Origin of the sequence: Halomonas sp. KM007 (assembly GCF_050709225.1) — a bacterium.
In the GTDB taxonomy this organism is placed as follows: Bacteria; Pseudomonadota; Gammaproteobacteria; order Pseudomonadales; family Halomonadaceae; genus Vreelandella; species Vreelandella hamiltonii.
Genome location: NZ_CP136131.1, coordinates 1,250,800 through 1,272,575, shown reverse-complemented (window position 1 = coordinate 1,272,575; position 21,776 = coordinate 1,250,800). Strand labels below are relative to the sequence as shown.

The 21,776-nt window shown below is 61.9% G+C and carries 23 protein-coding genes; 12 read left to right on the top strand and 11 right to left on the bottom strand.

All coding sequences use genetic code 11. The features are described from left to right. Positions 1-420 (bottom strand): HIT domain-containing protein, encoded by a 420-nt coding sequence (locus RVM27_RS05905; RefSeq protein ID WP_287805510.1) that lies wholly within the window; start codon positions 418-420, stop codon positions 1-3. A gap of 153 nt (positions 421-573) precedes the next feature. Between RVM27_RS05905 and RVM27_RS05900 the strand changes: the two genes are divergently transcribed. Continuing rightward, positions 574-705 (top strand): entericidin A/B family lipoprotein, encoded by a 132-nt coding sequence (locus RVM27_RS05900; RefSeq protein ID WP_039182850.1) that lies wholly within the window; start codon positions 574-576, stop codon positions 703-705. Positions 706-799: 94 nt separating this feature from the next. Next, on the top strand, positions 800-1,150 hold the full coding sequence (locus RVM27_RS05895; protein WP_498957570.1) for an I78 family peptidase inhibitor: 351 nt from the start codon (positions 800-802) through the stop codon (positions 1,148-1,150). Here RVM27_RS05895 and RVM27_RS05890 read toward each other — a convergent pair. After that, positions 1,147-1,752: a LysE family translocator gene (locus tag RVM27_RS05890; protein ID WP_287805514.1), complete on the bottom strand. Its 606-nt coding sequence runs from the start codon at positions 1,750-1,752 to the stop codon at positions 1,147-1,149. The two genes, RVM27_RS05895 and RVM27_RS05890, sit on opposite strands and share 4 nt — an antisense overlap. 95 nt (positions 1,753-1,847) lie before the next feature. Here RVM27_RS05890 and RVM27_RS05885 point away from each other — a divergent pair, with 95 nt between their 5' ends. Next, complete coding sequence (locus RVM27_RS05885) at positions 1,848-3,236, top strand: aminotransferase-like domain-containing protein (protein WP_498957569.1); 1,389 nt, start codon at positions 1,848-1,850, stop codon at positions 3,234-3,236. Positions 3,237-3,260: 24 nt separating this feature from the next. Here the strand turns inward: RVM27_RS05885 and RVM27_RS05880 are convergent, their stop codons facing one another. From RVM27_RS05880 to RVM27_RS05850, 7 genes are all read right to left on the bottom strand, one after another. Beyond that, entirely contained in the window at positions 3,261-4,265 is a 1,005-nt protein-coding gene (locus RVM27_RS05880; RefSeq protein WP_498957568.1) for an ion transporter, read from the bottom strand. Between the two features lie 33 nt (positions 4,266-4,298). Then, positions 4,299-4,817, bottom strand: a complete 519-nt coding sequence (locus RVM27_RS05875; protein WP_039182865.1) for an acyl-CoA thioesterase — start codon at positions 4,815-4,817, stop codon at positions 4,299-4,301. Positions 4,818-4,903: 86 nt separating this feature from the next. Beyond that, the gene (locus RVM27_RS05870; RefSeq protein ID WP_039182868.1) at positions 4,904-6,214 is read right to left on the bottom strand and encodes a short-chain fatty acid transporter; all 1,311 of its coding nucleotides are present in this window, start codon (positions 6,212-6,214) and stop codon (positions 4,904-4,906) included. Between the two features lie 152 nt (positions 6,215-6,366). Next, positions 6,367-7,671: an MATE family efflux transporter gene (locus RVM27_RS05865; protein WP_498957567.1), complete on the bottom strand. Its 1,305-nt coding sequence runs from the start codon at positions 7,669-7,671 to the stop codon at positions 6,367-6,369. 3 nt (positions 7,672-7,674) lie between these two features. Next, on the bottom strand, positions 7,675-7,923 hold the full coding sequence (locus RVM27_RS05860; protein WP_096921490.1) for a YfhL family 4Fe-4S dicluster ferredoxin: 249 nt from the start codon (positions 7,921-7,923) through the stop codon (positions 7,675-7,677). A 72-nt stretch (positions 7,924-7,995) separates the two neighbouring features. Beyond that, positions 7,996-8,490 carry a pantetheine-phosphate adenylyltransferase gene (gene coaD, locus RVM27_RS05855; RefSeq protein ID WP_039182878.1) on the bottom strand — a complete coding sequence of 165 codons (495 nt, stop codon included), beginning with the start codon at positions 8,488-8,490 and terminating at the stop codon, positions 7,996-7,998. Next, on the bottom strand, positions 8,487-10,370 hold the full coding sequence (locus RVM27_RS05850) for a beta-ketoacyl synthase (protein ID WP_039182882.1): 1,884 nt from the start codon (positions 10,368-10,370) through the stop codon (positions 8,487-8,489). The genes coaD and RVM27_RS05850 overlap by 4 nt, the downstream gene beginning before the upstream one ends. Before the next feature lie 218 nt (positions 10,371-10,588). On the opposite strand from RVM27_RS05850, the gene trmB reads away from it, so the two are divergent. The 6 genes from trmB (at position 10,589) to RVM27_RS05820 (ending at position 17,582) form a co-directional block, all read left to right on the top strand. Beyond that, positions 10,589-11,254 (top strand): tRNA (guanine(46)-N(7))-methyltransferase TrmB, encoded by a 666-nt coding sequence (gene trmB, locus RVM27_RS05845; protein ID WP_287805528.1) that lies wholly within the window; start codon positions 10,589-10,591, stop codon positions 11,252-11,254. Then, positions 11,251-11,580: a DMT family transporter gene (locus RVM27_RS05840; protein ID WP_039182888.1), complete on the top strand. Its 330-nt coding sequence runs from the start codon at positions 11,251-11,253 to the stop codon at positions 11,578-11,580. The genes trmB and RVM27_RS05840 overlap by 4 nt, the downstream gene beginning before the upstream one ends. Before the next feature lie 11 nt (positions 11,581-11,591). Further along, the gene (dacB, locus tag RVM27_RS05835; protein WP_498957566.1) at positions 11,592-13,070 is read left to right on the top strand and encodes a D-alanyl-D-alanine carboxypeptidase/D-alanyl-D-alanine-endopeptidase; all 1,479 of its coding nucleotides are present in this window, start codon (positions 11,592-11,594) and stop codon (positions 13,068-13,070) included. Between the two features lie 25 nt (positions 13,071-13,095). Continuing rightward, positions 13,096-13,467: a diacylglycerol kinase gene (locus RVM27_RS05830; protein WP_016916107.1), complete on the top strand. Its 372-nt coding sequence runs from the start codon at positions 13,096-13,098 to the stop codon at positions 13,465-13,467. A 110-nt stretch (positions 13,468-13,577) separates the two neighbouring features. Next, positions 13,578-16,544 carry a bifunctional [glutamate--ammonia ligase]-adenylyl-L-tyrosine phosphorylase/[glutamate--ammonia-ligase] adenylyltransferase gene (glnE, locus tag RVM27_RS05825; protein WP_498957565.1) on the top strand — a complete coding sequence of 989 codons (2,967 nt, stop codon included), beginning with the start codon at positions 13,578-13,580 and terminating at the stop codon, positions 16,542-16,544. Between the two features lie 144 nt (positions 16,545-16,688). Continuing rightward, positions 16,689-17,582 (top strand): AEC family transporter, encoded by an 894-nt coding sequence (locus RVM27_RS05820; protein ID WP_039182898.1) that lies wholly within the window; start codon positions 16,689-16,691, stop codon positions 17,580-17,582. Between the two features lie 28 nt (positions 17,583-17,610). Here the strand turns inward: RVM27_RS05820 and RVM27_RS05815 are convergent, their stop codons facing one another. Further along, positions 17,611-17,994, bottom strand: coding sequence for a hypothetical protein (locus RVM27_RS05815; RefSeq protein ID WP_498957564.1), 384 nt, complete (start codon positions 17,992-17,994; stop codon positions 17,611-17,613). 207 nt (positions 17,995-18,201) lie between these two features. On the opposite strand from RVM27_RS05815, the gene RVM27_RS05810 reads away from it, so the two are divergent. Next, positions 18,202-19,824 (top strand): BCCT family transporter, encoded by a 1,623-nt coding sequence (locus RVM27_RS05810; RefSeq protein ID WP_498957563.1) that lies wholly within the window; start codon positions 18,202-18,204, stop codon positions 19,822-19,824. Positions 19,825-19,868: 44 nt separating this feature from the next. Then, positions 19,869-20,015, top strand: coding sequence for a hypothetical protein (locus RVM27_RS05805; protein ID WP_016916112.1), 147 nt, complete (start codon positions 19,869-19,871; stop codon positions 20,013-20,015). A 148-nt stretch (positions 20,016-20,163) separates the two neighbouring features. Here RVM27_RS05805 and RVM27_RS05800 read toward each other — a convergent pair whose 3' ends face one another. Continuing rightward, on the bottom strand, positions 20,164-20,349 hold the full coding sequence (locus RVM27_RS05800; RefSeq protein ID WP_287805580.1) for a diguanylate cyclase domain-containing protein: 186 nt from the start codon (positions 20,347-20,349) through the stop codon (positions 20,164-20,166). Positions 20,350-20,423: 74 nt separating this feature from the next. On the opposite strand from RVM27_RS05800, the gene RVM27_RS05795 reads away from it, so the two are divergent. Further along, the gene (locus RVM27_RS05795; RefSeq protein WP_287805543.1) at positions 20,424-21,770 is read left to right on the top strand and encodes an MFS transporter; all 1,347 of its coding nucleotides are present in this window, start codon (positions 20,424-20,426) and stop codon (positions 21,768-21,770) included. Positions 21,771-21,776: the final 6 nt, after the last annotated feature.

Genomic DNA, 21,776 nt, shown 5'->3' with positions numbered 1-21,776 from the left:
CTAGATGCTCAAGCCATTGATCAGGGCCAGCAGCTGTTCACGCTGTTTTCCCTGGTCCGCAAGCTCATACGGCTCAGGCGTGCCGTTGCCCCATACCGGGGCGGGCCAGCTGGCATCGTCGCGGTAGCGGATCACTACGTGAAGGTGCAGTTGGCTCACCACATTGCCCAAGGTGGCGATATTGAGTTTGTCGCCGTGATAGGCCTCTTTCATGGCCGCTCCCAGAGCCGAAGCTTCTCGCCACAGCTGTGCCTGGTCTGCGTCGCTTAGCTCGAAGACTTCGCTGACATCGTTGACGCGGGGCACCAGCACCACCCAAGGGTAACGGGCATCGTTCATGAGCAGCACACGACACAGGGGCAAGTCGGCCAGTGGGAAAGTGTCTGCTTCCAGGCGAGGGTCGAGAATCAGGTCGGCCAAGTGACGTCTCCAGGTGGGGCTTGATGGCAAGCGTAGGTTCAAGGCTGCAGCATAGCAGGCGAAATACCGAAAATCTGTTACGCTAAGACGGGAGCCGCTTCGTTCTCGACGAAGGGAGGCTCGAAGGCGACATCACTTGTTAAGGAGAACATGATGAAAAAATTACTGGCGACAAGTTTTATCCTGCTGATCACTGCCGGTGCGCTGGCGGGCTGTAATACCGTGGCAGGCGCAGGCCAGGATGTTCAGGAAGGTGGTCGTGCCGTTCAGGATGCCGCTAGCTGATCAAGGCGGGCTTTGAGCAAGCAAGGGTCAGGCAGTCATGCCTGACCCTTGCTTTTAGAGGACGACCATCAAGCGCTTTTCTTGAGGAACACGCATGCCACTTCCCCGTTTCACCTTCCGACATACACGTGCCCTGACGGCGTTGCTGGCTACCTTGCTGCTGGCCGCTTGTTCGTCCCAGGCTCCCAGTGAACCAGCTCCCGAACCTCCCGTGGTCGGCAGCGCGCCGGTGGACGCCGAGGCGGTCTGTGATGCCGATGCCGTGGCCCATGCCATTGGCTCGCCTTTCGACGAAGCCCTTGTCGAAGCGCTGCGCGACGAGAGCGGTTCCCGGCATGTGCGGGTATTGCGGCCTGACAGCGCGGCGACCATGGATTACCGGGAAGATCGTTTGAACATTGTGCTGGGCAGTGACGAGCTGATCGAGGCCGTGCGCTGCGGCTAACGCAGTATCAGCCATACGCAGGCAGCGGTGAGCACCCCCATGGTGATGTTGAAGGCCCGCCATGCCCGGTCGCTCTTGATCCATTGCCCGATGGCGCTGCCAAACGCGGCCCAGAGGGCAATGCAGGGTAGCGCGACCAGTTCGGCAAAGCTTGCCAATACCAGGGCGTTCACCACGGGCTGCCCGCTCTGCGGCAAAAAGCTGGCCATGAGGGCCAGTCCCATCACCCACGCTTTCGGATTGGCGAACTGAAACATGGCAGCCTGCCAGAAGGTGAGCGGCACACTGCGCTGCTGGCGGTTCAGGTTGGGCGGCGGTGCCGTGGCGATCTTCCAGGCCAGGTACAGCAAGTAGCCGCTGCCTGCCCAGCGCAGCAGGTTCTGCACCACGGGAAAGCGTTCGAACAGAACGCCAAGCCCCAGCGCTATGGCCGAGAACAGCAAAAAGCAGCCGCCCAGAATGCCCCACATGTGGGGTAGGGTGCGCCGAAAGCCAAAGTTGGCCCCGGAGGCGGTCAGCATGAGGTTGTTAGGCCCTGGGGTGAGCGTCATGGACAACATGTAAAGCGCTGCCGGGCCCAATACTAGCCATTCACTGTTCATTTTGTACCCATACAATTTTTAGTTTGAGTTGTTTTGCCTGCCTGATTTCCAGCATAATTGCCCCTTGATCACCGTCAAAGGTTTTTATTGTCACCATGACAATTTGGGTGCCACATATCGATTCGCATAGCGGTCCTCGCTATCGCGCCATTGCGCTGGCCATCGGAGAGGCCATCCAGCGGGGTGAGCTGGCGCCCGGTACGCGCTTGCCACCTCAGCGGCATCTGGCCGATGCGCTGGGCGTCACGGTAGGTACGGTCACCCGCGGCTATGCCGAAGCAGAGCACCGCGGCTGGGTCACGGCCCGTGTGGGCAGTGGCACCTATGTCAAGCCGCTCCAAGCTCGCCACGTCTTCGATACGCTCCATGAGCGGGAGAGCGGTTTGACCGACCTCAGCTTGAGCCTGCCGCCGCCCCATCCATTGAGAGCCCAGGCGCTGAGTACGGCGCTGCAGGCCCTGAGCAGCGAACCGGACGTGCTGAAACGCGGAATTACCTACTCCGGGGCGCAAGGGAGCGAGCACCATCGCCAGCTGTTGGCACGCTGGCTGGGCCGGCTTGGCATGGCCCTGGCGGCCGACGAACTGCTGGTGACCCAGGGTGGGCAGCATGCCATCAGCCTGGTGCTGAGCACCCTGCTGCGCCCCGGCGAGCTGGTCGCCGCCGACGCCCTGACTTATCCCGGCGCCATCAGCGCTGCGCAGCAGGCTCATCTGAAAATGGTCGGTATCCCCTTCGACCAGGAGGGCATGAGCATGGCAGCGCTGGAGGCGCAGTGCGCGCGCCAGCCGCCACGGCTGATCTATCTGACCCCCGATCAGAACAACCCGACGGGCACCTGCCTCAGCGAAGAGCGCCGCACCCAGCTGGTGGCGCTAGCCCGGCGATACGATATATGGCTACTGGAAGATGGCGTTCAGTACCTGCCGGTAGAGCAGCGCGGTACGCCGCTCTACCAGCTGGCCCCGGAGCGCACGCTGTTCGTGTTCAGCACGGCCAAGGTGCTGGCGGGTGGTCTGCGTATCGGCGTGCTGCGTGCACCGCCAGCGCTACTGGAGCGGCTTGCGGCGGGGGTGCGGGCGCAAAGCTGGATGGTGCCGCCGCTGATGGTGGATGTTGTCTGCCACTGGATTGCTCAGTCAGCGGCCAGCGAGTTGCTGGCCTGGCAAACCGGTGAGTTGACGGCCCGCCAGATGCTTGCCGAACAGCTCCTGGCAGGCTATGCCCTGGGCCGTCGGCCATCTGGAAGCAATGTGTGGCTGGCGCTGCCCGAGGGCGTGCGTGCCCTGGAGCTGTGTACGCGGCTTCAGCAGGAGGGGGTCAAGGTGGAGAGCGCCGAGCCTTTCTGCGTGGGCAGTGCCCCGGCACCTCAGGCCATACGCATCTGTATCGGTGCAGCACCGGACCGGCCCGCCCTGGCGTCGGCGCTGAACACCGTACGTGCCAGCCTGGCGCAGCCGCCGCTGGCCACCACCACCGTTTGATGCCAGGGCCCGTGGCCAGCCGCCTCACTCGTAGCGATCTTTCCAGCGCTGTCGCGCTACCTGCTCCTTGAGCATCTCCAGAATATCCAGCAGCACCTGCTCGGTTACCTGCTGGCTACTCTGGTCGACCTGCAGCCAGCTATCGAAGCCGCTGTCGGCGGTCTGCTCCAACAGTTGGCGAAAGGCCGGGGAGTGCAGCTGCTGGGCAATCTCGTCCACCAGCCGCTGGGCAACGCCGCTCAGCGACGCTTCCAGAGCGCTGGACGCCGCGTGCCCCATGGGCAGGCGCTGCAGGCGACGGATCTCCGGGCTTTCGCGCAGCGTACGGCTGACCAGCTCGCTGATGGCGGTCTGGATGGCGCTGCGGTTCTGCTGATAGGCCTGCCCTGCGGTGGCTTCCAGGCGCTGGGTGATCTCATGGATCAGTTGACGTTTGCGCGGCATGATGACCCGCTCGATGACCCGCTCCGAGAGGGAGCCGCTGGACGTGATCTGCTGTTGAACGTTGCCCAGCAGGCGCAGAGCGATACGGTCCGAGAGCTCTTCCAGCAGAATGTCGTAATACTTGGCAAAGAAGCGATAGAGCGGCCACTGGGTGACCGTGATGAGGCCAAGCCGATGCAAGCGGTGCAGCAGCGACACCACACGCAGGATGCGCAGCAGCCGGAAACCGCCCACCGGAATACAGCCCAGTACGTCGTACCAGTGGACGAACGGGTAGAAAAACCAGCGGTGATAGCGCCGTTCGGCGATGGCCACCGTCCAGCTCAGCAGGACATCGGCCACGAACAGGCCGACAAACATCAGGTCGATGGTGGTGAAGCGGCTATGGATCGTCGTGTCGTAGGCCGCATGGGCGCTCGGGGCCATGGCGGCGAAGGCTTGATTGAGTGGCTCGATCAGAAACAGCGAGTCGAACAGCAGCAGGCCCAAATTGACGGCCACTGCCGTCAGAATCAGCAAATCCCAGCCGATATGTGCGTATTCGACCCCCTTGGGCAGATGGGGGTAGCGCCGCCTGATGGGCATGGTGACTCCTTGTCATGACGAATAGGGCAGCGACTAGCGCTGCCGGTGATGCTGCTGGGCCCGCTCCTCTTCCTGTTCGGCCTGCTTGCGCAGCTTCTTGCGCAGGGCGGCTTTTTCGAAGCGCAGCTTCTGTAGCGGCGTCTCCAGTGCCAGCGGCGGCACGCGAGCCGGTTTGCCCTGCTCGTCCACGGCCACCATGGTCAGGTAGCAGCTGTTGGTGTGGCGTATCAGCTTGGCGCGAATGTCTTCCGCCACCACTTTGATGCCGATTTCCATGGAGGAGCGGCCAACGTGATTGACGCTGGCCAAAAAGGTGACCAGCTCACCCACATGGATGGGCTGCTTGAACAGGACCTGATCCACCGAGAGCGTCACCACGTAGTGGCCCGAGTAGCGGCTGGCACAGGCATAAGCCACCTCATCCAGCTTCTTCAGGATAGCACCGCCATGCACTTTGCCACTGAAATTGGCCATGTCGGGGGTCATCAGGACCGTCATGGACAGTTCGTGCTGGCCAGGCAGTGGGCTGTGTTCAAGCGTCGTGTCGGTCATGGAGATCACCTTTTGAAAGCCAAAAAATACCCGCCCCCTGGCACGCTGGCCGAGTGGGGCGGGTGGTCAACAGCGTAGCGGGTGGCTTAGAACCAGACCAGCCCTACCGAGATGATCGCGCCGGTAATGAACAGCTGGATCAGGCAGAAGCCCATGATGTCCTTGGCCTTGAGCCCGGCAATGGCCAGTACCGGCAGCGCCCAGAAGGGTTGCAGCAGGTTGGTCCAGGCGTCGCCCCAGGCAACCGCCATGGCGACCCGAGCGATATCCGCTCCGAGTGCTTCGGCCGCCGGTAGCATGACCGGTGCTTGAACGGCCCACTGGCCGCCGCCGGAGGGCACGAACAGGTTGACGATACCGGCGCTGATGAACGACCAGAACGGCAGCGAGTTAGCCGTGGCAAACGAGACCAGCCACTCCGACATGCTCTGCGCCAGGCCCGACTGCACCATGATGGCCATGATCCCCGCATAGAAAGGGAACTGGATGACGATGCCCGCGCCGCCCTTGATGGCTTCGTTCAGGCTGGTAAGCAGGTTGCGCGGCGTGCGGTGCAGCACGATCGCCAGGAACAGGAACATGAAGTTCACCACGTTCAGGTTCAGGCTGCCGCCGCGCAGCAGGAAGTGGTCCAGCAAGAACAGCAGGCCAGGTACACCCACCAGCAGGGCCAGCGGCATGCTGTTTTCGAGCTTTTCGGCAGGACGGGTAATGCGACCGACGGGCTCGGGCTCGTCATCCAGCAGCCTGGGGTCTACATACACGCTGTCCTTTTCATCCGGCAGCATCAGACGATTGACCAGCGGTACGGCAATGAACAGACACACCACGATGGCCAGGTTGAAGAAGGCAAAAATCGTCGAGCTGGTACTGATGACGCCGATCTGATCGGCAGAGAAATGCCCCTCGGTGGCGATGGTGAGCGGCACCGAGCCTGCGAGCCCGCCGTGCCAGACCACGAAGCCGGAGTAGGCGCTGGCCACCAGCAGGCGATAGTCCACCTTGATCAGGCGGGCCAGTTCCTTGGCGAACAGGGCCCCGACGACCAGGCCGAAGCCCCAGTTGATCCAGCTGGCGGCCAGCGAGACCAGCGTGACCAGAATGATGGCCCCGCCCGGCGTTTTGGCGGTACCGGCAATTTTCTGCAGGATGCGCTTGACCGGCGGCGAGCTGGCCAGCATGAAGCCGGTGACCAGCACCAGCAGCATCTGCATGGAGAAGGTCAGCAGGCCCCAGAAGCCATCTCCCCACATGCGCAGTACGGCCAGGGGCGTTTGTCGCTCGACGGCGATGGCCGCTACCGCCGCTACCAGGGTCAGCAGCAGCACAAATATATACGGGTCGGGTAAATAGCGTTCGACCAGCTTGACCGCCGGTTTCGAGATGAGTTTTAGCATGCAGTGCTCTCTTTATTCGTTATTAGGAAGTGCGCGGCTAATATACGGCGGTGCGGCATAATTTTCACCCCTCGACGACTCATGGAGCGGCCCCCTCAAGCTCACGTTAGCGTAATTGGCCAAAGCCGCCCGTTGTGGGCTTCAACGCTAGCTTAGCGAGCTGGATGGTCGCACCACCGGGTGCGCCGGTAGTGGCGGTAATAGAGGATCAGCACCAGCGAACGTGTCACGGTGAACAGGGTGAGTGCCAGCCACAGGCCATGATTGCCAGCATCCTGCAGCCACCACCAGCAGGGCAGGTAGACGGCCAGCCCGGCAAAGATGCTGTTACGCATTTGGCTGACGGCGGTGGTACCAATGAAAACGCCGTCCAGCAGGTAGCTCCACACGGCGATCAACGGCATCAGCACCATCCAGGGTAGATAGACGGCGGCCACCGCGCGCACTTCTTCCAGCCCGGTGAGCAGGGCAATTAGCTGGTTGCCGAACAGAGCAAACAGCAGGGCGGCGGCCCCGGCGGTCCAGAAGGAGAAGCGTGCCGCGGCCCGGACGGTGGCGGCGAATGCTGGCCAATCACGGCGCCCGTAGGCTCTGCCCACCAGCGATTCTGCGGCGTGGGCAAAGCCATCCAGGGCGTAGCTGGTCAGCATGATGAACTGCAGCAGTACGGCGTTGGCGGCCAGCACGGTATCCCCCTGGCGAGCCCCCTGGGCGGTAAAGAATGCCATGGCGAACAGCAGCCCCAGTGTGCGCACGAACAGGTTGGCGTTGACATTGAACAGCGCCGCATAGGCGTTCCGTGCCAGCAGCCGCTGGTGCTGAAAGTGGCCCTCGAGAAGCCCCAGTTGGCGCATCACCAGATAACCGCCAAATGCCAGCGCGCTGTAGTCGGCCAGCACGCTGGCCAGCGCAACGCCGTTACTGGTCATGTCCAGCCCCACCACGAACCAAACGTCCAGAAGGATGTTCACACCGTTGGTCAGCAGCAGGATCATCAGCGTCACTCGGGAATTCTGCTGCCCCAGAAACCAGCCCAGGATGGCATAGTTGGCCAGCACGGCAGGGGCCGACCAGAGTCGGATTTCAGCGTATTCCCGGGCCAGCGGGGTGGCCTCGGCGCTGCCGTCCAGCAGCCACAGCCCCAGCGAGATCAAGGGGGAGCCCAGCAGGATCAGCAGCACGCCAATCCCGGCGGCGATGATCAGCGACTGGCCCAGCAGGTTGCGTACATCGCTGGGCGCATCGCGCCCCATGGCTTGCGCCACCAGGCCAGTGGTGCCCATGCGCAGGAACCCGAAGCCCCAATAGAGAAAGCTGAACAGGGTGGCCCCCAGCGTGACGCCTGCCAGATAGCGAGGGTCGGGCAGGTGGCCCACCACGGCGGTATCCACCAGTCCCAGCAGCGGGACGGTGATGTTGGAGAGGATGATGGGCCAGGCTAACGCCCAGATGCGCACGGGTCAGGCTGCGGTGATGATGCGATACTTCTCCATCAGCTGTTGCTGAGTCTCGGGACGTTCCGGGTCCAGAGGAATACAGTCGACCGGGCAAACCTGCTGGCACTGAGGCTCGTCGAAGTGGCCAACGCACTCGGTGCACAGGTTGGGGTTGATGACATAAATCTCCTCGCCGGGAGAAATGGCATCGTTGGGGCATTCGGGTTCACAGACGTCGCAGTTAATGCATTCGTCAGTAATCATCAGGGCCATGGGCATACCTCACGAATGGCGGAACACTCGGGCGGTGATATACCCGAGTGTTTTACTCAACAATAGCGATGGTTAACCAGTGTAGTGCTTACGCAGCGCCTCTGCGACCTGCGGGTGCACCAGCGCTGAAATATCGCCTCCCAGCTTGGCGATTTCACGCACGATGGTCGAAGAGATGTAGGAGTTTTCCACCGCAGGCGTCAGAAAGACACTTTCCAGCTCGGGGTTCTGGGCGCGATTCATGTTGGCCAGCTGTAGCTCGTACTCGAAATCCGAGACGGCGCGCAGGCCGCGCAGAATGATCGTCGCGCCCTGTTCGTGCATCATGGTGGTGAGCAGCGACGAGAAGCCGATCACCGACACGTTCTCCAGCGAGGCGCACACCTGCTGAGCCAGCGCGATGCGGGTCGGCAGCTCCAGGGCGGGGCGTTTGCCGGGGCTGGCCGCCACGGCGATGACCACCTGATCGAACATGCGCGCACCCCGCTCGATGAGATCGAAGTGGCCATTGGTGATGGGGTCGAAGGTGCCGGGGTAGACCGCGATATTGCGGCGTGGGGCGCTCATGACTGCCCCTCGCCGTTCAGTGAGCCAAACGGGTTGTCGACGTTCAGCGATACCGCCTGGTGGTAGCCAGGAATGTGAATACGGTCTGCCTGGATATCCAGCTCCGGGCCTTCCAGCACGGCTTCGCCAAACTGGTAGCGCGGGGCGTAGTGGCCCTTGTCCGCCTGGCTGAGATACGCGGCGGCCTGGGCACGCACGGTCTCCCGCTTGGCTTTCCAGGCCTCCACGGCAGCGCTGCCATGGCGCTGGAGGAGCAGCCGCTCGGTGACCTGGGGAGACAGCACCACGCCGGTGGCGTTATTGCCACCAAACCCTTTGGCGTTGATGAAGGCGGCATCGGCGCTGAACGCCTGGGGCGTCGTGGAAAAGCGCAGCCGCTCGGCATAGACGTCATCGGCCACTGCATCCAGGGTGGGAATGCCCGGCAGCAGGCCGTGGGCGAAGCTGCCCAGTGCGCTGGCCAGCTGGTCGCCCGCCGCAGAGCCCTGGGAGTGGCCAATGAACGCCTTGATGGCCACCACCGGCCACTGCTCGATTCCGTTCGCACGGGCAATCTCATCGAATACATGGGATTCCGTGGTGCGGTTCTTCGGCGTACTGGTGCCATGGGCATGCAGGTAGGTACGCTCCTTGAGCGCGGTCTCTCCCAGCATGTTCCTGACCAGCGCCGCAGCCTTGCCCAGCGTGATGTAGTTGCCGATCCCCGGCGCCGAAATGGAGCGCTTGAAACCGTCGGCGTTGACGAACACGTCAGGGACGGCTCCCAGAATGTCGGCCCCCAGTTCCAGGGCCAGCGCATCGTCCATCAACAGCACGAACTGGCTGGCTTCGGCCATGGTGAAGCCGCAGTTGCGGGCAAACGGGCGGCAGGCGCGCTGGTAGTCGGCATCGGTGAGCAGGGTCAGGGCGTCCAGGGCTTTCAAGCTGGCGTCGTCTGCCAGCGCGCCCATGGCCCGAAAGCCTTCGATGATCTCGGGGGTGATCGGCGCATCGGCGGTGCCGACCATGACCACTCGGCGGCGTCCGGCGCGAATGTCGTCGATGCCCAGGCGCAGGTTGTAGAGGAAGCTGGCGCAGGCGCCCAGGGCCGCGCCGGTGCCGCCCACGCTGCCCAGCACATAGGCATTGAGGAAATCGGCCGGCATCTGCCCATACCCCAGTGGCATCTGCTTGGACGTTGCGCGCTGCCCGCTGACCAGGCTTTTCAGCAGCCCGCCCCAGCCTTCGTCATCCAATTGGCCAATCGAATTGCCCGCATAGACGGCGATATGGTCAGGGTTGAGCTGCTGGCGCAGGGTCTCCCAGTCAAGGCCACTGGCGCCAAGGCAGTCGCTGGCCCCGAAAATGGCCATGGCCAACCCGCGCGGATGATGCACGCTGCGGTACAGGCTGGCCGGGTCGAACCCGGAGGGCAGCTGTGCGGCGGCCTGAACCTTGGGTTCCTGGGCATCGGGTAGCAGGACCTCCAGCATGCCCGCCGGCAGGGTCACTTCTACCTCTCGTGCATCCAGCTCGCGTACTTCCCAGCCTTCCGGCAGTTGCTCGGGCAGTTGCCGACGGCGCAGGGTGACGCGCACGGGCTCTGCCAACGCCAGTTCTGCACGGCGGTTGGCAGGCAGGCCCGGCGCCTGGAAGCGGGGGTCCTCGTTACGACGGATCAAGGTGTGGTCGAGCACCTGCTCACGCAGCAGGCTGGCAGGCGAGTCAATAGGCTGGCCTGTGCTGTCTTGCCATCCATGGTCGGAGTGCTCGGCAAGACGCATGAGCGCGGCCAAGCCTTCCAGTGTCTGGCGCTGCTGATCGGCTGGTAAAGCATCAAGCACGGTGCGGCGGAAGGCCTGATGGCCCGAGGTTCTGCCGGCGGGATTGATGCCGCCCATGCCGACAATCACCGGTAAGTGTGACAAGCCGGGTTCCTCGTGGTGCGGTGGTGTTTAATGACAGTTATCGTCAGGGGCCCTTTCATAGCGCCTTACCTGAACTTAATAATGAGCTTGAACATCGACTCTGGCGTGATCATAGCACCGGGCGAGCAACGGCGTCATGCCGCGCAGCCGGGAGACTGGTAGAATCACGTTTTTTTCATGCAGGGGATGTCATGCAGCACACCTCACGATCGGTGACTTCCAATCAACCGGGCCCACACCAGGATGTGGTGCGGCGCGTTGAGCGTGCCTTGGCGCATCCGCTGCGCAAACCCATCGCCGACCATACTCGCCTGGCTTTCGAGCAGGCGGAGGCCTGGCGGCGGCAGCATCCCGCACCGTTGATCATCGATGCAGGGTGCGGGGTCGGGCTATCGACCCGCCGTTTGGCGCAGAGGTTCCCTGATCACTGTGTGATCGGCGTTGACCGCAGCGCAGATCGGCTGGGGCGAGATCACGGCGAGCTGCCGGGCAATGCGCTGCTGGTGCGCGCTGACCTGGTGGATTTCTGGCGTTTGGCGCGGGAAGCCCAGTGGGCGCCCGTACGCCACTATCTGCTCTATCCCAACCCTTATCCCAAGTCGTCCCACTTGAAAATGCGCTGGCATGGTCACCCGGTTTTCCCCACACTGTTGGCGCTGGGTGGGCGGCTGGAGCTGCGCTCGAACTGGGACCTCTATGTGGAGGAGTTTGCCCAGGCCGTACAGGTGGTCACCGGTCGCGAGGCGGCGGTGGCCCAGATAACGCCCAGCGGCGATTATCTGACGCCGTTCGAAGCCAAGTATGATCAAAGTGGCCAGGCGCTATGGCGCTTGACCATCGATCTGGAGCAGCCATGACCTTTGTGTATCTCGTGCTTGCAATTGTGGCAGAAGTCGTGGCGACCAGCGCCCTGAAAGCGTCGGAGGGCTTTACGCGTCCTGTGCCGAGCCTGCTGGTGGTGGTGGGTTACGGGGTGGCCTTCTACCTTTTGAGCCTGGTGCTGCGCACGCTGCCGGTGGGTATTGCCTACGCCATCTGGGCGGGGCTGGGTATCGTACTGGTAACGCTGGTCGGTATCGTCGTCTTCGGTGAGAAGCCCGACGTGCCTGCCGTACTGGGTATTACCCTGATCGTGGCTGGCGTGGTCACCTTGCAGGTGTTTTCCAACATGAATGTGCATTGAGGTAGCCCAACGTGACGTGTTTTTTTAACTTACCTGCGCGCTGGCTGCGTGGCAGTGTCGTGGCGGGTATCGCCAGTGCCGCGCTCTGCGCCAGTACCTCCCTGTGGGCGGATTTCACTCGGTTGAGCCAGCTGGAAGCCAAGGGGTTTTCGGTGAGTGCCGAGGCGCGCCTGCTGGAGGGTGGCAGCCCCGGTGACCTGCTGTTGGGAAGCCTGAACCCCGAGCGTCAGCTGTCGCCTGCGTCGGTGACCAAAGCCTATATGGCGGCCGCGCTGCTCAACCGCTTTGGCCCCCAACACCGCTTTACCAGCCAGCTGGTGAGCACCGCGCCCGTGGAGAATGGCGTGCTCCGTGGTGACCTGGTGTTCGAGGGCGGCGGTGACCCCGGACTGACCAGCGAAGACCTCTGGCGGCTGGTGCAGCGCCTGCAGCTGGCCGGCGTCGAGCATGTGGACGGCGCGCTGGTGGTCAGCCAGTGGCGCTTTGGCCCGGTGGAGTGCATCACCACCGACCGCTGCAACGCACGCACGCGGGTCGCCAATGCCTACAGTGCGCCGCTGACCTCGGCGGGGGTCAACTTTGGCACCTGGTGCGTCAACGTGGCGCCCGCCACCACTGCCGGTCAGCCTGCGCGCACGGGCTTGTGCGACAGCACCGCGCCGCTGATCGTGATCGACAATCAGGTCGTCACACGTCCGGCCAATAGCGGTACGGAAATCAGCGCAGAGCGGATCACCGATGAGCGTGGCGACGTCATGCGCCTGACGGGGCAGATTTCCACCAACGCGGCGGCCCGGGATGTCTATCGTGGGGCTGGCGATGCGGCTGAGCAAACGGCACAACTTCTGCTGGCCATGCTGAATCAGGCGGGGGTGACGGTACGTGACCCTTGGCGAGTGGGCTCGACGCGTCCGCCCAGCGAAGCGCGTCGTCTGGCCGCCGTCGACGGTCAGCCGTTGCAGGAGCTGCTGCTGCGGACGATGAACTATTCCAACAACTACATGGCCGATGTGCTGGCGCTGAACCTGGTGGAAACGCCCCAGGCACAGCTGCGTCAGGCGGGCCAGGCCATCGAGGCCTATGCCCAGGGGCTGTCTGGCCACGGCCCGATCACGCTTTCCAGCGGTAGCGGCTTGACCACGGATAATCGCACGTCGGCCCATGGTACCAACGCGATGCTGGAAGACATGTATCGTCAGAGCGCGCTGTTTCCGAGCTTCGTGGCATCGTTTCAGTCGCCTGCCAACGGAGTGATGCGCTTCATCCGCCGCGGTTCGCCCACGTTCCAGAATAACGTCATGCTCAAGACCGGTACGCTGAATCAACCCTTTGCCGTGCGCGCAGTGGCGGGCTATTTCCGCACGGCGCAAGGGCGCTGGGGAGTTTTCAGCGTACTGGTCAACGGCAGCGGCAGTACCCCTTATCTGAGCTGGCCGGAAGTGCTCGACCCGCTCTCCCTGGATCTTGACGCCATGATCCTGGCTCATTAATCAACGTGCAGACGAGACAACGGGCATGAAGCCACAACACACCGGGTTAACCCATCTGGTTCACTCCACGCGCTACTCATGGAAAGGCCTGAAGGCCGCGTTTCGTAACGAAGCCGCCTTCCGTCAAGAGTTGGCCATTGCCGCCGTACTGCTGCCGTTTGCCTGGTGGATCGGCGAGGGCCCGGTCAGCTGGCTGCTGCTGGTGGGCAGCCTGCTGCTGGTACTGATCGTGGAGCTGTTGAACAGCGCCATTGAGAACGTGGTGGACCGTATCGGCACCGAACACCACGAGCTCTCTGGCCGTGCCAAGGATATCGGCTCGGCGGCGGTCATGCTGTCACTCATCATGGCGGGGCTCACCTGGGGCCTGTTAGGCTGGGAGAAGTGGCTGGGCTGACCCGCTCCCATGGCCCAGACAGGCAATGAAAGGCCAGCAATGACAGACCCGTAATGACCGACCAGCACTGAGTCGTGTCACTTCGACGTGCGTTAGGCGCAGAGGTAGATATGCAGACACCGCAGGCTCTCTTTTCCACCACCACGCTGCCTGACGCACTGTCAGGCCCGGCCGCCGATGCTCGGCAGCGTCTCGTGGATGCCTTGGCACAGGCCGACAACCTGGCCTCGATGACCGGCAAGGCACTGCCCTCTGGGCCATGGCATGACCTGCCAGAGGCGCGTCGTGAAGCGCTGGCCCGCGTGGTGACGGTCTCGACGTTCGCATTGGAAACCCTGGCGCGCTTTCCCCACTGGCTGGCCGAGCTGGAGGCTTCCGGGGAGCTGGACCGCGCTCCCGACAAGGCGACGCTCGTGCAGTGGCTGCACGACGCCCTGGCAGGCTGCGAGGAGGAAGAGAGCCTGCAGCGTACCCTGCGCCGCTTTCGCCGTGCCCGCATGCTGGGCATCGTCTGGCGTGACCTGAACCGGCCTGCAGGCGCCACCATGTGGCAGACGGCACAGTCGGTTTCCTGGCTGGCAGAAGTGTGCATCGAGGCGGCACTGGGTTGGCTGGAAAACTTTTACGCCTCCCGGTGGGGGCTGCCTGACGTGCGAAGTGATGGCTCACCCCAGCGGCTGGTGGTGCTGGGCATGGGCAAGCTGGGCGCGGGCGAGCTGAACCTCTCCTCTGATATCGACCTGATCTTTGCTTTTCCCGAAAAAGGCGAAACCCAGGGAGGGCGCAAACCCCTCGAGCATCAGGAGTATTTTACCAAGCTTGGCCAGCGTTTGATTGCTGCCCTGGATGCCATGACGGCCGACGGTTTCGTGTTTCGCGTGGACATGCGTCTGCGCCCGTTGGGCGACGGCGGGCCGCTGGTGGGCAGCTTCTCGATGCTGGACAGCTACTATCAGGATCAGGGACGTGAGTGGGAGCGTTACGCCATGCTCAAGGCGCGCCCCGTGGCAGGGGATATCGACGCTGGGCAGACGTTGCTGGCGAGTCTGCGCCCGTTCGTCTATCGCCGCTATCTGGACTTCGGTGCCATCGAGTCGTTGCGCGAACTCAAGGCGATGATCAACCGGGAAGTCAAACGCAAGGGCATGGAGAGCAATATCAAGCTGGGGCCCGGGGGCATTCGCGAAGTCGAGTTCATCGTGCAGGCGTTTCAATTGATTCGCGGAGGGCGGGATACCGAGCTGCAAGTGACATCGCTGTACGCGGCCCTCAATCGTCTGCCTGAACTGGGCTTGCTGCCCACTGCCGTGGTGGACGAGCTGCTGCCGGATTACGCCTTCTTGCGTGATCTGGAACATGCCATTCAAGCCCTGGAAGATCGCCAGACCCAGCAACTGCCCACCGATGACGATGATCGCGAGCGGGTGGCCTTCGCGCTGGGCTACGACGGCTGGTCATCCCTGCAGGAGCAGTTGAACCGCGTGCGTGAGCGGGTGCGCCGACACTTCGATGCCGTGATTGCCGACCCCGAAGAAGAAGCCGACGCGCCGCAGAGCGAAAACGCCCTGGCGCAGTGGCGCTTGCTGTGGCGCGAAGAGTTGGAGCCCGACGAGGCGCAGGCCTTGCTGGCCGGGGCAGGGTTCCATGAGCCTGAGCGAGCCCACAAGCGGCTGGTCAGCCTCTACCACTCACGGGCAGTGCAGAGCATGCAGCGCATAGGCTTCGAGCGGCTGGACGCCCTGATGCCGCTGCTGCTGGAGGCGTTGGCCAGCAGCGACGCGCCGGACACGGCCTTGGCGCGGGTGCAGCCCTTGATCGAGGCCGTGCTGCGGCGGACGGCCTATCTGGCGCTGCTGCGTGAAAACCCCCATGCGCTGGAGCATCTGATGCGGCTCTGCTGCGCCAGCCCCTGGATTGCCGAGCAGCTGGCCAGATACCCCATCCTGCTCGATGAGCTGCTCACTCCGGACACGCTCTACACACCTGCCGACAAGGCGCGTCTTGCCGACGAGCTACGCCAGACGCTCAATCGCCTGCCCGAGGATGACGAAGAGGCGCAGCTGGAAGCACTGCGGGTATTCAAGCACGCCCAGATGCTGCACGTGGCGGCATCGGATGTAGTCGGTACGCGGCATCTGATGAAAGTGAGCGATTACCTCACCTTCATTGCGGAAGTGATTCTGGAAGCGGTGCTGGCCATGGCCTGGAAGCACTTGGCCCGCAAGCATGGCGTGCCCCCTGGCTGTAATAACCGTGAGCCGGCGTTTCTGATCATTGGCTATGGCAAGCTGGGCGGCATCGAGCTGGGCTACAGCTCGGATCTCGATCTGGTGTTCCTGCACGACAGCGACGGCAAGGGCGCCACCGATGGCCCGCGCCCGCTGGACACCCCGGTCTTTTTTACTCGCCTGGGGCAGCGCATCATTCACCTGCTGACGGCCATCACGCCTGCGGGCAGCCTTTACGAGGTGGATATGCGGCTGAGGCCTTCGGGTAACGCTGGCCTGCTGGTGACATCGCTGGAGGCTTTCGCCGACTATCAGCGTCAGAATGCCTGGACCTGGGAGCACCAGGCGCTGGTGCGGGCCCGGGTAGTGGCGGGCAGTGACGCACTGGCCGCGCGCTTCGAGACGCTGCGTGGTGCGATTCTGGGCGTCGAACGTGCCCAGGACACCTTGCGCAGCGACGTGGTCAACATGCGCCACAAGATGCGTGACCATTTGGGCAGCAAGGGAGCGGCCAATACCGTGAGCACCGAGGGCACCTTCGACTTGAAACACGATGCGGGTGGCATGGTGGACATCGAATTCCTCTGCCAGTATGCCGTGCTGGCCTTTGCCCACCAGACGCCCGCGCTGCTGACCTACAGCGACAATATCCGCATTCTGGAAACCCTGGCCGATAGCGGGCATATCACCCCCAACGAAGCCGAACAGTTGAAAGAGGCTTACCTGGCTTACCGCAGCCGTACACACCGAGCCGCGCTGACCGGCGAAAAGGCAGAAGGAAGTGCCCGCGAGCTGGCGAGCCATCGTCGCGTGGTGGCGGACTTGTGGCAGCGTTTTCTGGGCGCCTGATCCACCAAGGGCTAATGGGCAGCCGCCATGCTGAAAAGATAGGCTGAAAAAGATAGCCTGATAAGCAGTAGCCTGATAACAACAAGGACGACAGGACATGCATGCCACAACCCCAGCGGGCTCGCCGGTTCGGCAGGGCCGCCCATGACTGGCCACATACTCGCCACGCTGCTGCCGGTGTTCCTCATTGCTGGCTGCGGCGCTGCCTACGGGCGCTACCGCAGCCCCGACATTGGCAGCCTGAATACCCTGAACATGGAACTGTTCGTACCGCTGCTGGTATTTGCCGTACTGGCAGACCGCCAAGCGCCGCTGGCCGACTATGCCTGGCTGGCAACGGCGGCTGCCCTGGTGGTGCTGGGTTCCGGCCTGGTGCTGTGGCCAGTGGCCAAGTGGCTCTCGCTGGACATCAAGGTCTTCCTGCCGCCCATGATGTTCAACAACTCCGGCAACATGGGAGTGCCGCTACTGGTGCTTGCCTTTGGGCCCGAGGCGCTGCCCGCTGCCGTGGTGGTGTTCATCATCGAAATGCTGCTGCATTTTTCGGTAGGGCTCTACATGCTGGACCCGCGTACTTCCCTGTGGCGGATGCTGCGCATGCCCATCGTGGCTGCCAGTGTGGCAGGGCTGCTGGTCAATGTGGGGGGAGTGGCACTGCCCAGTTGGCTGTTGGAAGCCATGCACATGTTGGGAGGTATCTGTATCCCGCTGATGCTGTTTGCCTTGGGGGTACGGCTGCTGGAGATCGATTTCAGCGACTGGCGCACAGGGTTGCTGGGCGCCGTGCTGTGCCCGCTGTCGGGGCTGGTGGTTGCCTTGCCCTTGATGTGGCTACTGCCGTTGAACTCGCTGCAGACCGCCGTGCTACTGGTATTTGCAGTGCTACCCCCGGCAGTGCTCAACTATCTGGTCGCGGAACAGTACAAGCTGGAACCCCACAAGGTGGCTTCGCTGGTACTGATCGGTAATCTGGGCAGTCTGGTGGTCATGCCGCTGGCGTTGGCAGCGGCCTTTGCCTGGATACAAGCACCACCCTAGTGACGTGCTAGCCAGGTGACGTGCCGACTCAGTGGCGCGGCTCGTCCTTCACTTCATAGCTGCCTTCCAGAACGTCCTGGTGCGGGCGATGGCCATGAGATGCCTGGTTTTGGGAAGAAGCATGACGTTGAGAGCCATAGCCGCCACCGATATCCTGAGCCTGCTCGGCACGCATCTGTTCCATGCGCTTTTTCATCTTGTGGCGCACGAAGGGCATCATGGCCCAGCCGATCAGCAAAAATATCAGGCCCAGCACCATGCCGACGATCATCAGCGCCCCGAAGGCAAGCCAAGTCAGCAGCAGTTTGACGCTGCCCATGACGCCAGTGGGGCGTGACTGAGCAGCTCGGGCGCGCCACTGGTGCGCAGCTTGCCAGGCAGCATTACGTTGATCGCGATTCATCTGTGGCATATATGCCTCCATCGTTCATTTGCCTTATTGGAACATACCCCGATGGGCAAGTTCACTCTTGTGCTCGCCGTTTATCCGATTTGAAAATCAGTAAAGGCTAATTATGCAGCGTTAAACACCTGGCATGCGGCTGCCCCCGTTGAGTGTTAGGATTTATGAGAACGCACCAGGAGAGTGCCAATCAAGTTCATTAACCAGGGTGGTGATATGACGAATCATGGAGGCAAGTCGGTATTTGTCGCTTCGGCGATCATTATTTTCGGCTTGGTCATTATTGGCGCAGCGTTTCCAGAGGCCTTTGGCAATGCGGCGGAAACGGCACTGGCAACCGTCACGGAACTGTTTGGCTGGTTTTATCTGTTTTCGGTCTTTGGCTTTGTCGTGTTCTTGATTGGTCTTGCACTGAGTAAATACGGCAAAGTGCGCCTTGGGCCACAGGATAGTACGCCCAGCTACAGCTTCTTTTCATGGATCAGTATGTTGCTGGCGGCTGGTTTTGGGGTAGGCCTGGTGTTTTACGGTATGGCCGAACCCATGTCGCACTATATCAACCCTCCCTACGGCGATGTGCCCGCCGAAAGCGAAGCTGCCGCCCGTTATGCCATTCAGTACAGCTATTTCAACTGGGGTATCCACCAGTGGGCGGCGTTTTCGGTCGTGGGCCTGATCATTGCCTATTTTCAGTTTCGCAAGGGCCAGGCGGGGCTGGTGTCGTCGGTTCTCTCTTCGGTCACCGCAAAACATCCACGAGTGCGCCCTTACGCGTCCTGGCTGGATGTGTTTGCGGTCGTGGCTACCGTCATGGGGGTCGCGACCTCGCTGGGGTTGGGCGTACTGCAGATGAACGGCGGCTTGAACGCCGTTTTTGGCTTGCCTGAAAACGGCTGGTGGCAGTTCGTGATCCTGCTGGTGATGTTCTGTGCCTACATGGCCTCCACCTGGTCAGGGCTGGATAAAGGTATCAAGCGGTTATCCAACCTCAACATGGTGCTGTGCATCGGCTTGATGGTCTATGTGCTGGTCACCGGGCCGACGGTGGTCATCCTGGAAACCATCACCTTGGGGATCGGTGATTATCTGCAGAACTTCATTGGTATGAGCCTGCGTATTTCCCCCTATAGTGATAACGAGTGGGCCAGTAACTGGACGATCTTTTACTGGGCCTGGGTGATTGCCTGGTCTCCTTTCGTCGGCACCTTCGTGGCTCGGGTTTCCCGTGGGCGTACGATCAAAGAGTACGTGTTTGGGGTGCTTTTCGTGCCGCCGCTGTTGGCCTGCCTGTGGATCGGGGTGTTTGGCGGTGCCGCTTTGAACCTGGAGCTCAACGGTGATGTGGGGCTGGCGGCGGCCACGGAAGCGAATATCACGGTGGCGCTGTTCGAGATGTTTGCCCTGATGCCGTTTTCCGGTGTGCTGTCGGTCATTGCCATGATGCTGATCTTCATTTTTCTGGTGACCTCGGCAGACTCGGCGTCGTATATCGTGGCGCAAATGACCGATAATGGTTCCATCAATCCGTCGTTGTACAAGCGGATTATCTGGGGCGTGCTGATCGCGGCGATTTGTCTGACGCTGATCGTGGCCGGCGGGCTCTCCGGCCTGCAGTCTGCAGCCGTACTGTCGGCGCTACCGTTTACGTTCATTTTGTATATGATGATTGTCGTCCTGGTGCGGGAGCTGCGTGCTGATCGTAAAGCCATGCTGACCCAGCTGTATCGGCGTCATGGTGAAACCCCAGTGGGAGCCGACGCCTTCGAGGCCGAGCAACTGGGTGAAGAAGAGCGGCTGCGTCGTGCGCCCAGCGTAGTAAACCGGCGTATCAATAGCTAATCAACAGTGTCGATAGAGGACGCACCGATGGAACAGGCGTGCTAATGGCCCGACAGGGACGTCACGGAGCCACGCGAAGGCAGCCCAAAGGCGTTGCCTTCGACCGTTGGCTGGATCGTATCGTAACCGTCGCCGTAGTGACCGCTATGGTGGTGGGACTCTCCGCCGTCCTGGCGCACTGGCTGCTGTAACGAGCCATTTGGCTCTGTGCTGAGTACCATCGAGCAACGCCCGGCTAAGCCGGGCGTTTTTGCGTTGATGCGGTTTCGGCCACGGCGCTTGGCATGGTAGAGCTGCTGGTCGGCGCTGCTGAGCAATTCGTCATGACCCAAGGGATGGTCAGGGGGGCGTTGCAATGCCCATGCTGGCGGTCAAGTGCGAATGCGTGGTGGAATAAGCGTGGGGAATTGCCAAGGCAAGAATGGCCTGAAGCACCTCGGCGACAGCACGCAGCATGTCGTCGCCCATGGCGTGGCCATAGTGATCGTTGAACTCCTTGAAGTTGTCGATATCGATAAAAATCACCGACAAGGACTGATGCTGGCGTGCACCGCGTTGCCACTGCTAATCTTGAGCCTCTTTTCCTGTGAGTCCTTTATATGCTGCCCAGTGCTGCGCCAGTGGTTAAAACGCCTTATGCTTCCCGCCGGGAAATTTTCGGCTGGGCAATGTTCGATTTTGCCAATCAAGCCTACACGTTATTAATTATTACCGTGGTTTTTGGCGAGCTGTTTACCACCGTCATTGTGGGTGACCGCAATGATGGCTATCGGCTCGCCAACTTTCTTTGGAGCCTTGCGCTGGCGATCAGTTATCTGATGGTAGTGGTTAGTGCTCCCTTGTGTGGCGCGATCATGGATTACCGTGCCGAGAAAAAACGCTTTCTGTTCTTCAGCTATCTGGCCACGGTGCTGACCACCGCCATGCTCTATTTCGTGGCGCCGGGCTACGTGGTGCTGGGGTTATTGCTGATCGTGCTGTCGAACTATGCCTACTCCATGGGAGAGTCGTTCATTGCTGCCTTTCTTCCCGAGCTGGGCCCACCGGATGCATTGGGGAGAATTTCCGGGTTTGGCTGGGCGTTAGGCTATGTGGGTGGACTGGTGGCTGCAGGTTTCACGCTGATGGTGCTGGGGGAGGCGACGGCGGATAATTTCGAGCGAATCCGCTGGGTGGGACCCTTCGCAGCCGGGTTCTTCCTGTTGGCGGCAATCCCTACGTTCCTGTGGCTGAAAGAGCGTGGCATACCGCAGCCCGCTGGCGTCCCTTACCGTCAGATTGCTCGGCAGCGGATCATGGGCACCTTTCATGAGCTGCGTTACTTCAAGGACTTGAGCATTTTTCTGGTGTCGCTGCTGTTCTCCATGGCCGGTGTTTACATCATCATCGCCTTTGCCTTCATTTACGGTGCACAGGTCATTGGCTGGGATGAGAGCATACGCAACATCATGTTCATCATCGTCCAGGTGACTGCGGCCACCGGGGCCATCGGTTTTGGCTTTTTGCAGGATCGCCTGGGTGCCAAACGCACTTATCAGATGACCCTTGGGCTATGGGTAGCCGCCATCGTCGCCATATGGGCCACGCCGGAACTCACGGCCTGGTTGAATGGCCGTTTCGGGCTGGAGTGGCAGGCGCAGCATCTCTTCCTGTGGGTAGGCTGCCTGGCGGGCTTGAGCCTGGGCTCCAGTCAGTCCGCCAGCCGCGCCCTGGTGGGGGTCTTTTCCCCGTTGCCCAAATCCGCCGAGTTCTTTGGCTTCTGGGGCCTGGCCAACAAGCTGGCAGGGGTGATGGGCATCGTCATGCTGGGGGTGTTGCAGGCTTTGATAGGCCTGCAGGCTTCCATTCTCCTGTGTGTGGTGCTGTTCATAACGGCTATGCTGATTTGTATGTTCGTGAATGAACGCCGGGGTCGCGATGCTGCGACGGCCTGGAAAAGCTCCTGATGTCGC

What these genes read in the sequence shown, in the direction of transcription:
- RVM27_RS05840 (WP_039182888.1), top strand. Translation starts at nt 11,251, where the DNA reads ATGACCTTTGTGTATCTCGTGCTTGCAATTGTGGCAGAAGTCGTGGCG.
- RVM27_RS05875 (WP_039182865.1), bottom strand. Translation starts at nt 4,817, where the DNA reads ATGACCGACACGACGCTTGAACACAGCCCACTGCCTGGCCAGCACGAA.
- trmB (WP_287805528.1), top strand. Translation starts at nt 10,589, where the DNA reads ATGCAGCACACCTCACGATCGGTGACTTCCAATCAACCGGGCCCACAC.
- RVM27_RS05880 (WP_498957568.1), bottom strand. Translation starts at nt 4,265, where the DNA reads ATGCCCATCAGGCGGCGCTACCCCCATCTGCCCAAGGGGGTCGAATAC.
- coaD (WP_039182878.1), bottom strand. Translation starts at nt 8,490, where the DNA reads ATGAGCGCCCCACGCCGCAATATCGCGGTCTACCCCGGCACCTTCGAC.
- RVM27_RS05885 (WP_498957569.1), top strand. Translation starts at nt 1,848, where the DNA reads ATGACAATTTGGGTGCCACATATCGATTCGCATAGCGGTCCTCGCTAT.
- RVM27_RS05805 (WP_016916112.1), top strand. Translation starts at nt 19,869, where the DNA reads ATGGCCCGACAGGGACGTCACGGAGCCACGCGAAGGCAGCCCAAAGGC.
- RVM27_RS05890 (WP_287805514.1), bottom strand. Translation starts at nt 1,752, where the DNA reads ATGAACAGTGAATGGCTAGTATTGGGCCCGGCAGCGCTTTACATGTTG.
- RVM27_RS05900 (WP_039182850.1), top strand. Translation starts at nt 574, where the DNA reads ATGAAAAAATTACTGGCGACAAGTTTTATCCTGCTGATCACTGCCGGT.
- RVM27_RS05815 (WP_498957564.1), bottom strand. Translation starts at nt 17,994, where the DNA reads ATGCCACAGATGAATCGCGATCAACGTAATGCTGCCTGGCAAGCTGCG.
- RVM27_RS05810 (WP_498957563.1), top strand. Translation starts at nt 18,202, where the DNA reads ATGACGAATCATGGAGGCAAGTCGGTATTTGTCGCTTCGGCGATCATT.
- RVM27_RS05895 (WP_498957570.1), top strand. Translation starts at nt 800, where the DNA reads ATGCCACTTCCCCGTTTCACCTTCCGACATACACGTGCCCTGACGGCG.
- glnE (WP_498957565.1), top strand. Translation starts at nt 13,578, where the DNA reads ATGCAGACACCGCAGGCTCTCTTTTCCACCACCACGCTGCCTGACGCA.
- RVM27_RS05830 (WP_016916107.1), top strand. Translation starts at nt 13,096, where the DNA reads ATGAAGCCACAACACACCGGGTTAACCCATCTGGTTCACTCCACGCGC.
- RVM27_RS05795 (WP_287805543.1), top strand. Translation starts at nt 20,424, where the DNA reads ATGCTGCCCAGTGCTGCGCCAGTGGTTAAAACGCCTTATGCTTCCCGC.
- RVM27_RS05820 (WP_039182898.1), top strand. Translation starts at nt 16,689, where the DNA reads ATGACTGGCCACATACTCGCCACGCTGCTGCCGGTGTTCCTCATTGCT.
- RVM27_RS05870 (WP_039182868.1), bottom strand. Translation starts at nt 6,214, where the DNA reads ATGCTAAAACTCATCTCGAAACCGGCGGTCAAGCTGGTCGAACGCTAT.
- RVM27_RS05850 (WP_039182882.1), bottom strand. Translation starts at nt 10,370, where the DNA reads ATGGGCGGCATCAATCCCGCCGGCAGAACCTCGGGCCATCAGGCCTTC.
- RVM27_RS05860 (WP_096921490.1), bottom strand. Translation starts at nt 7,923, where the DNA reads ATGGCCCTGATGATTACTGACGAATGCATTAACTGCGACGTCTGTGAA.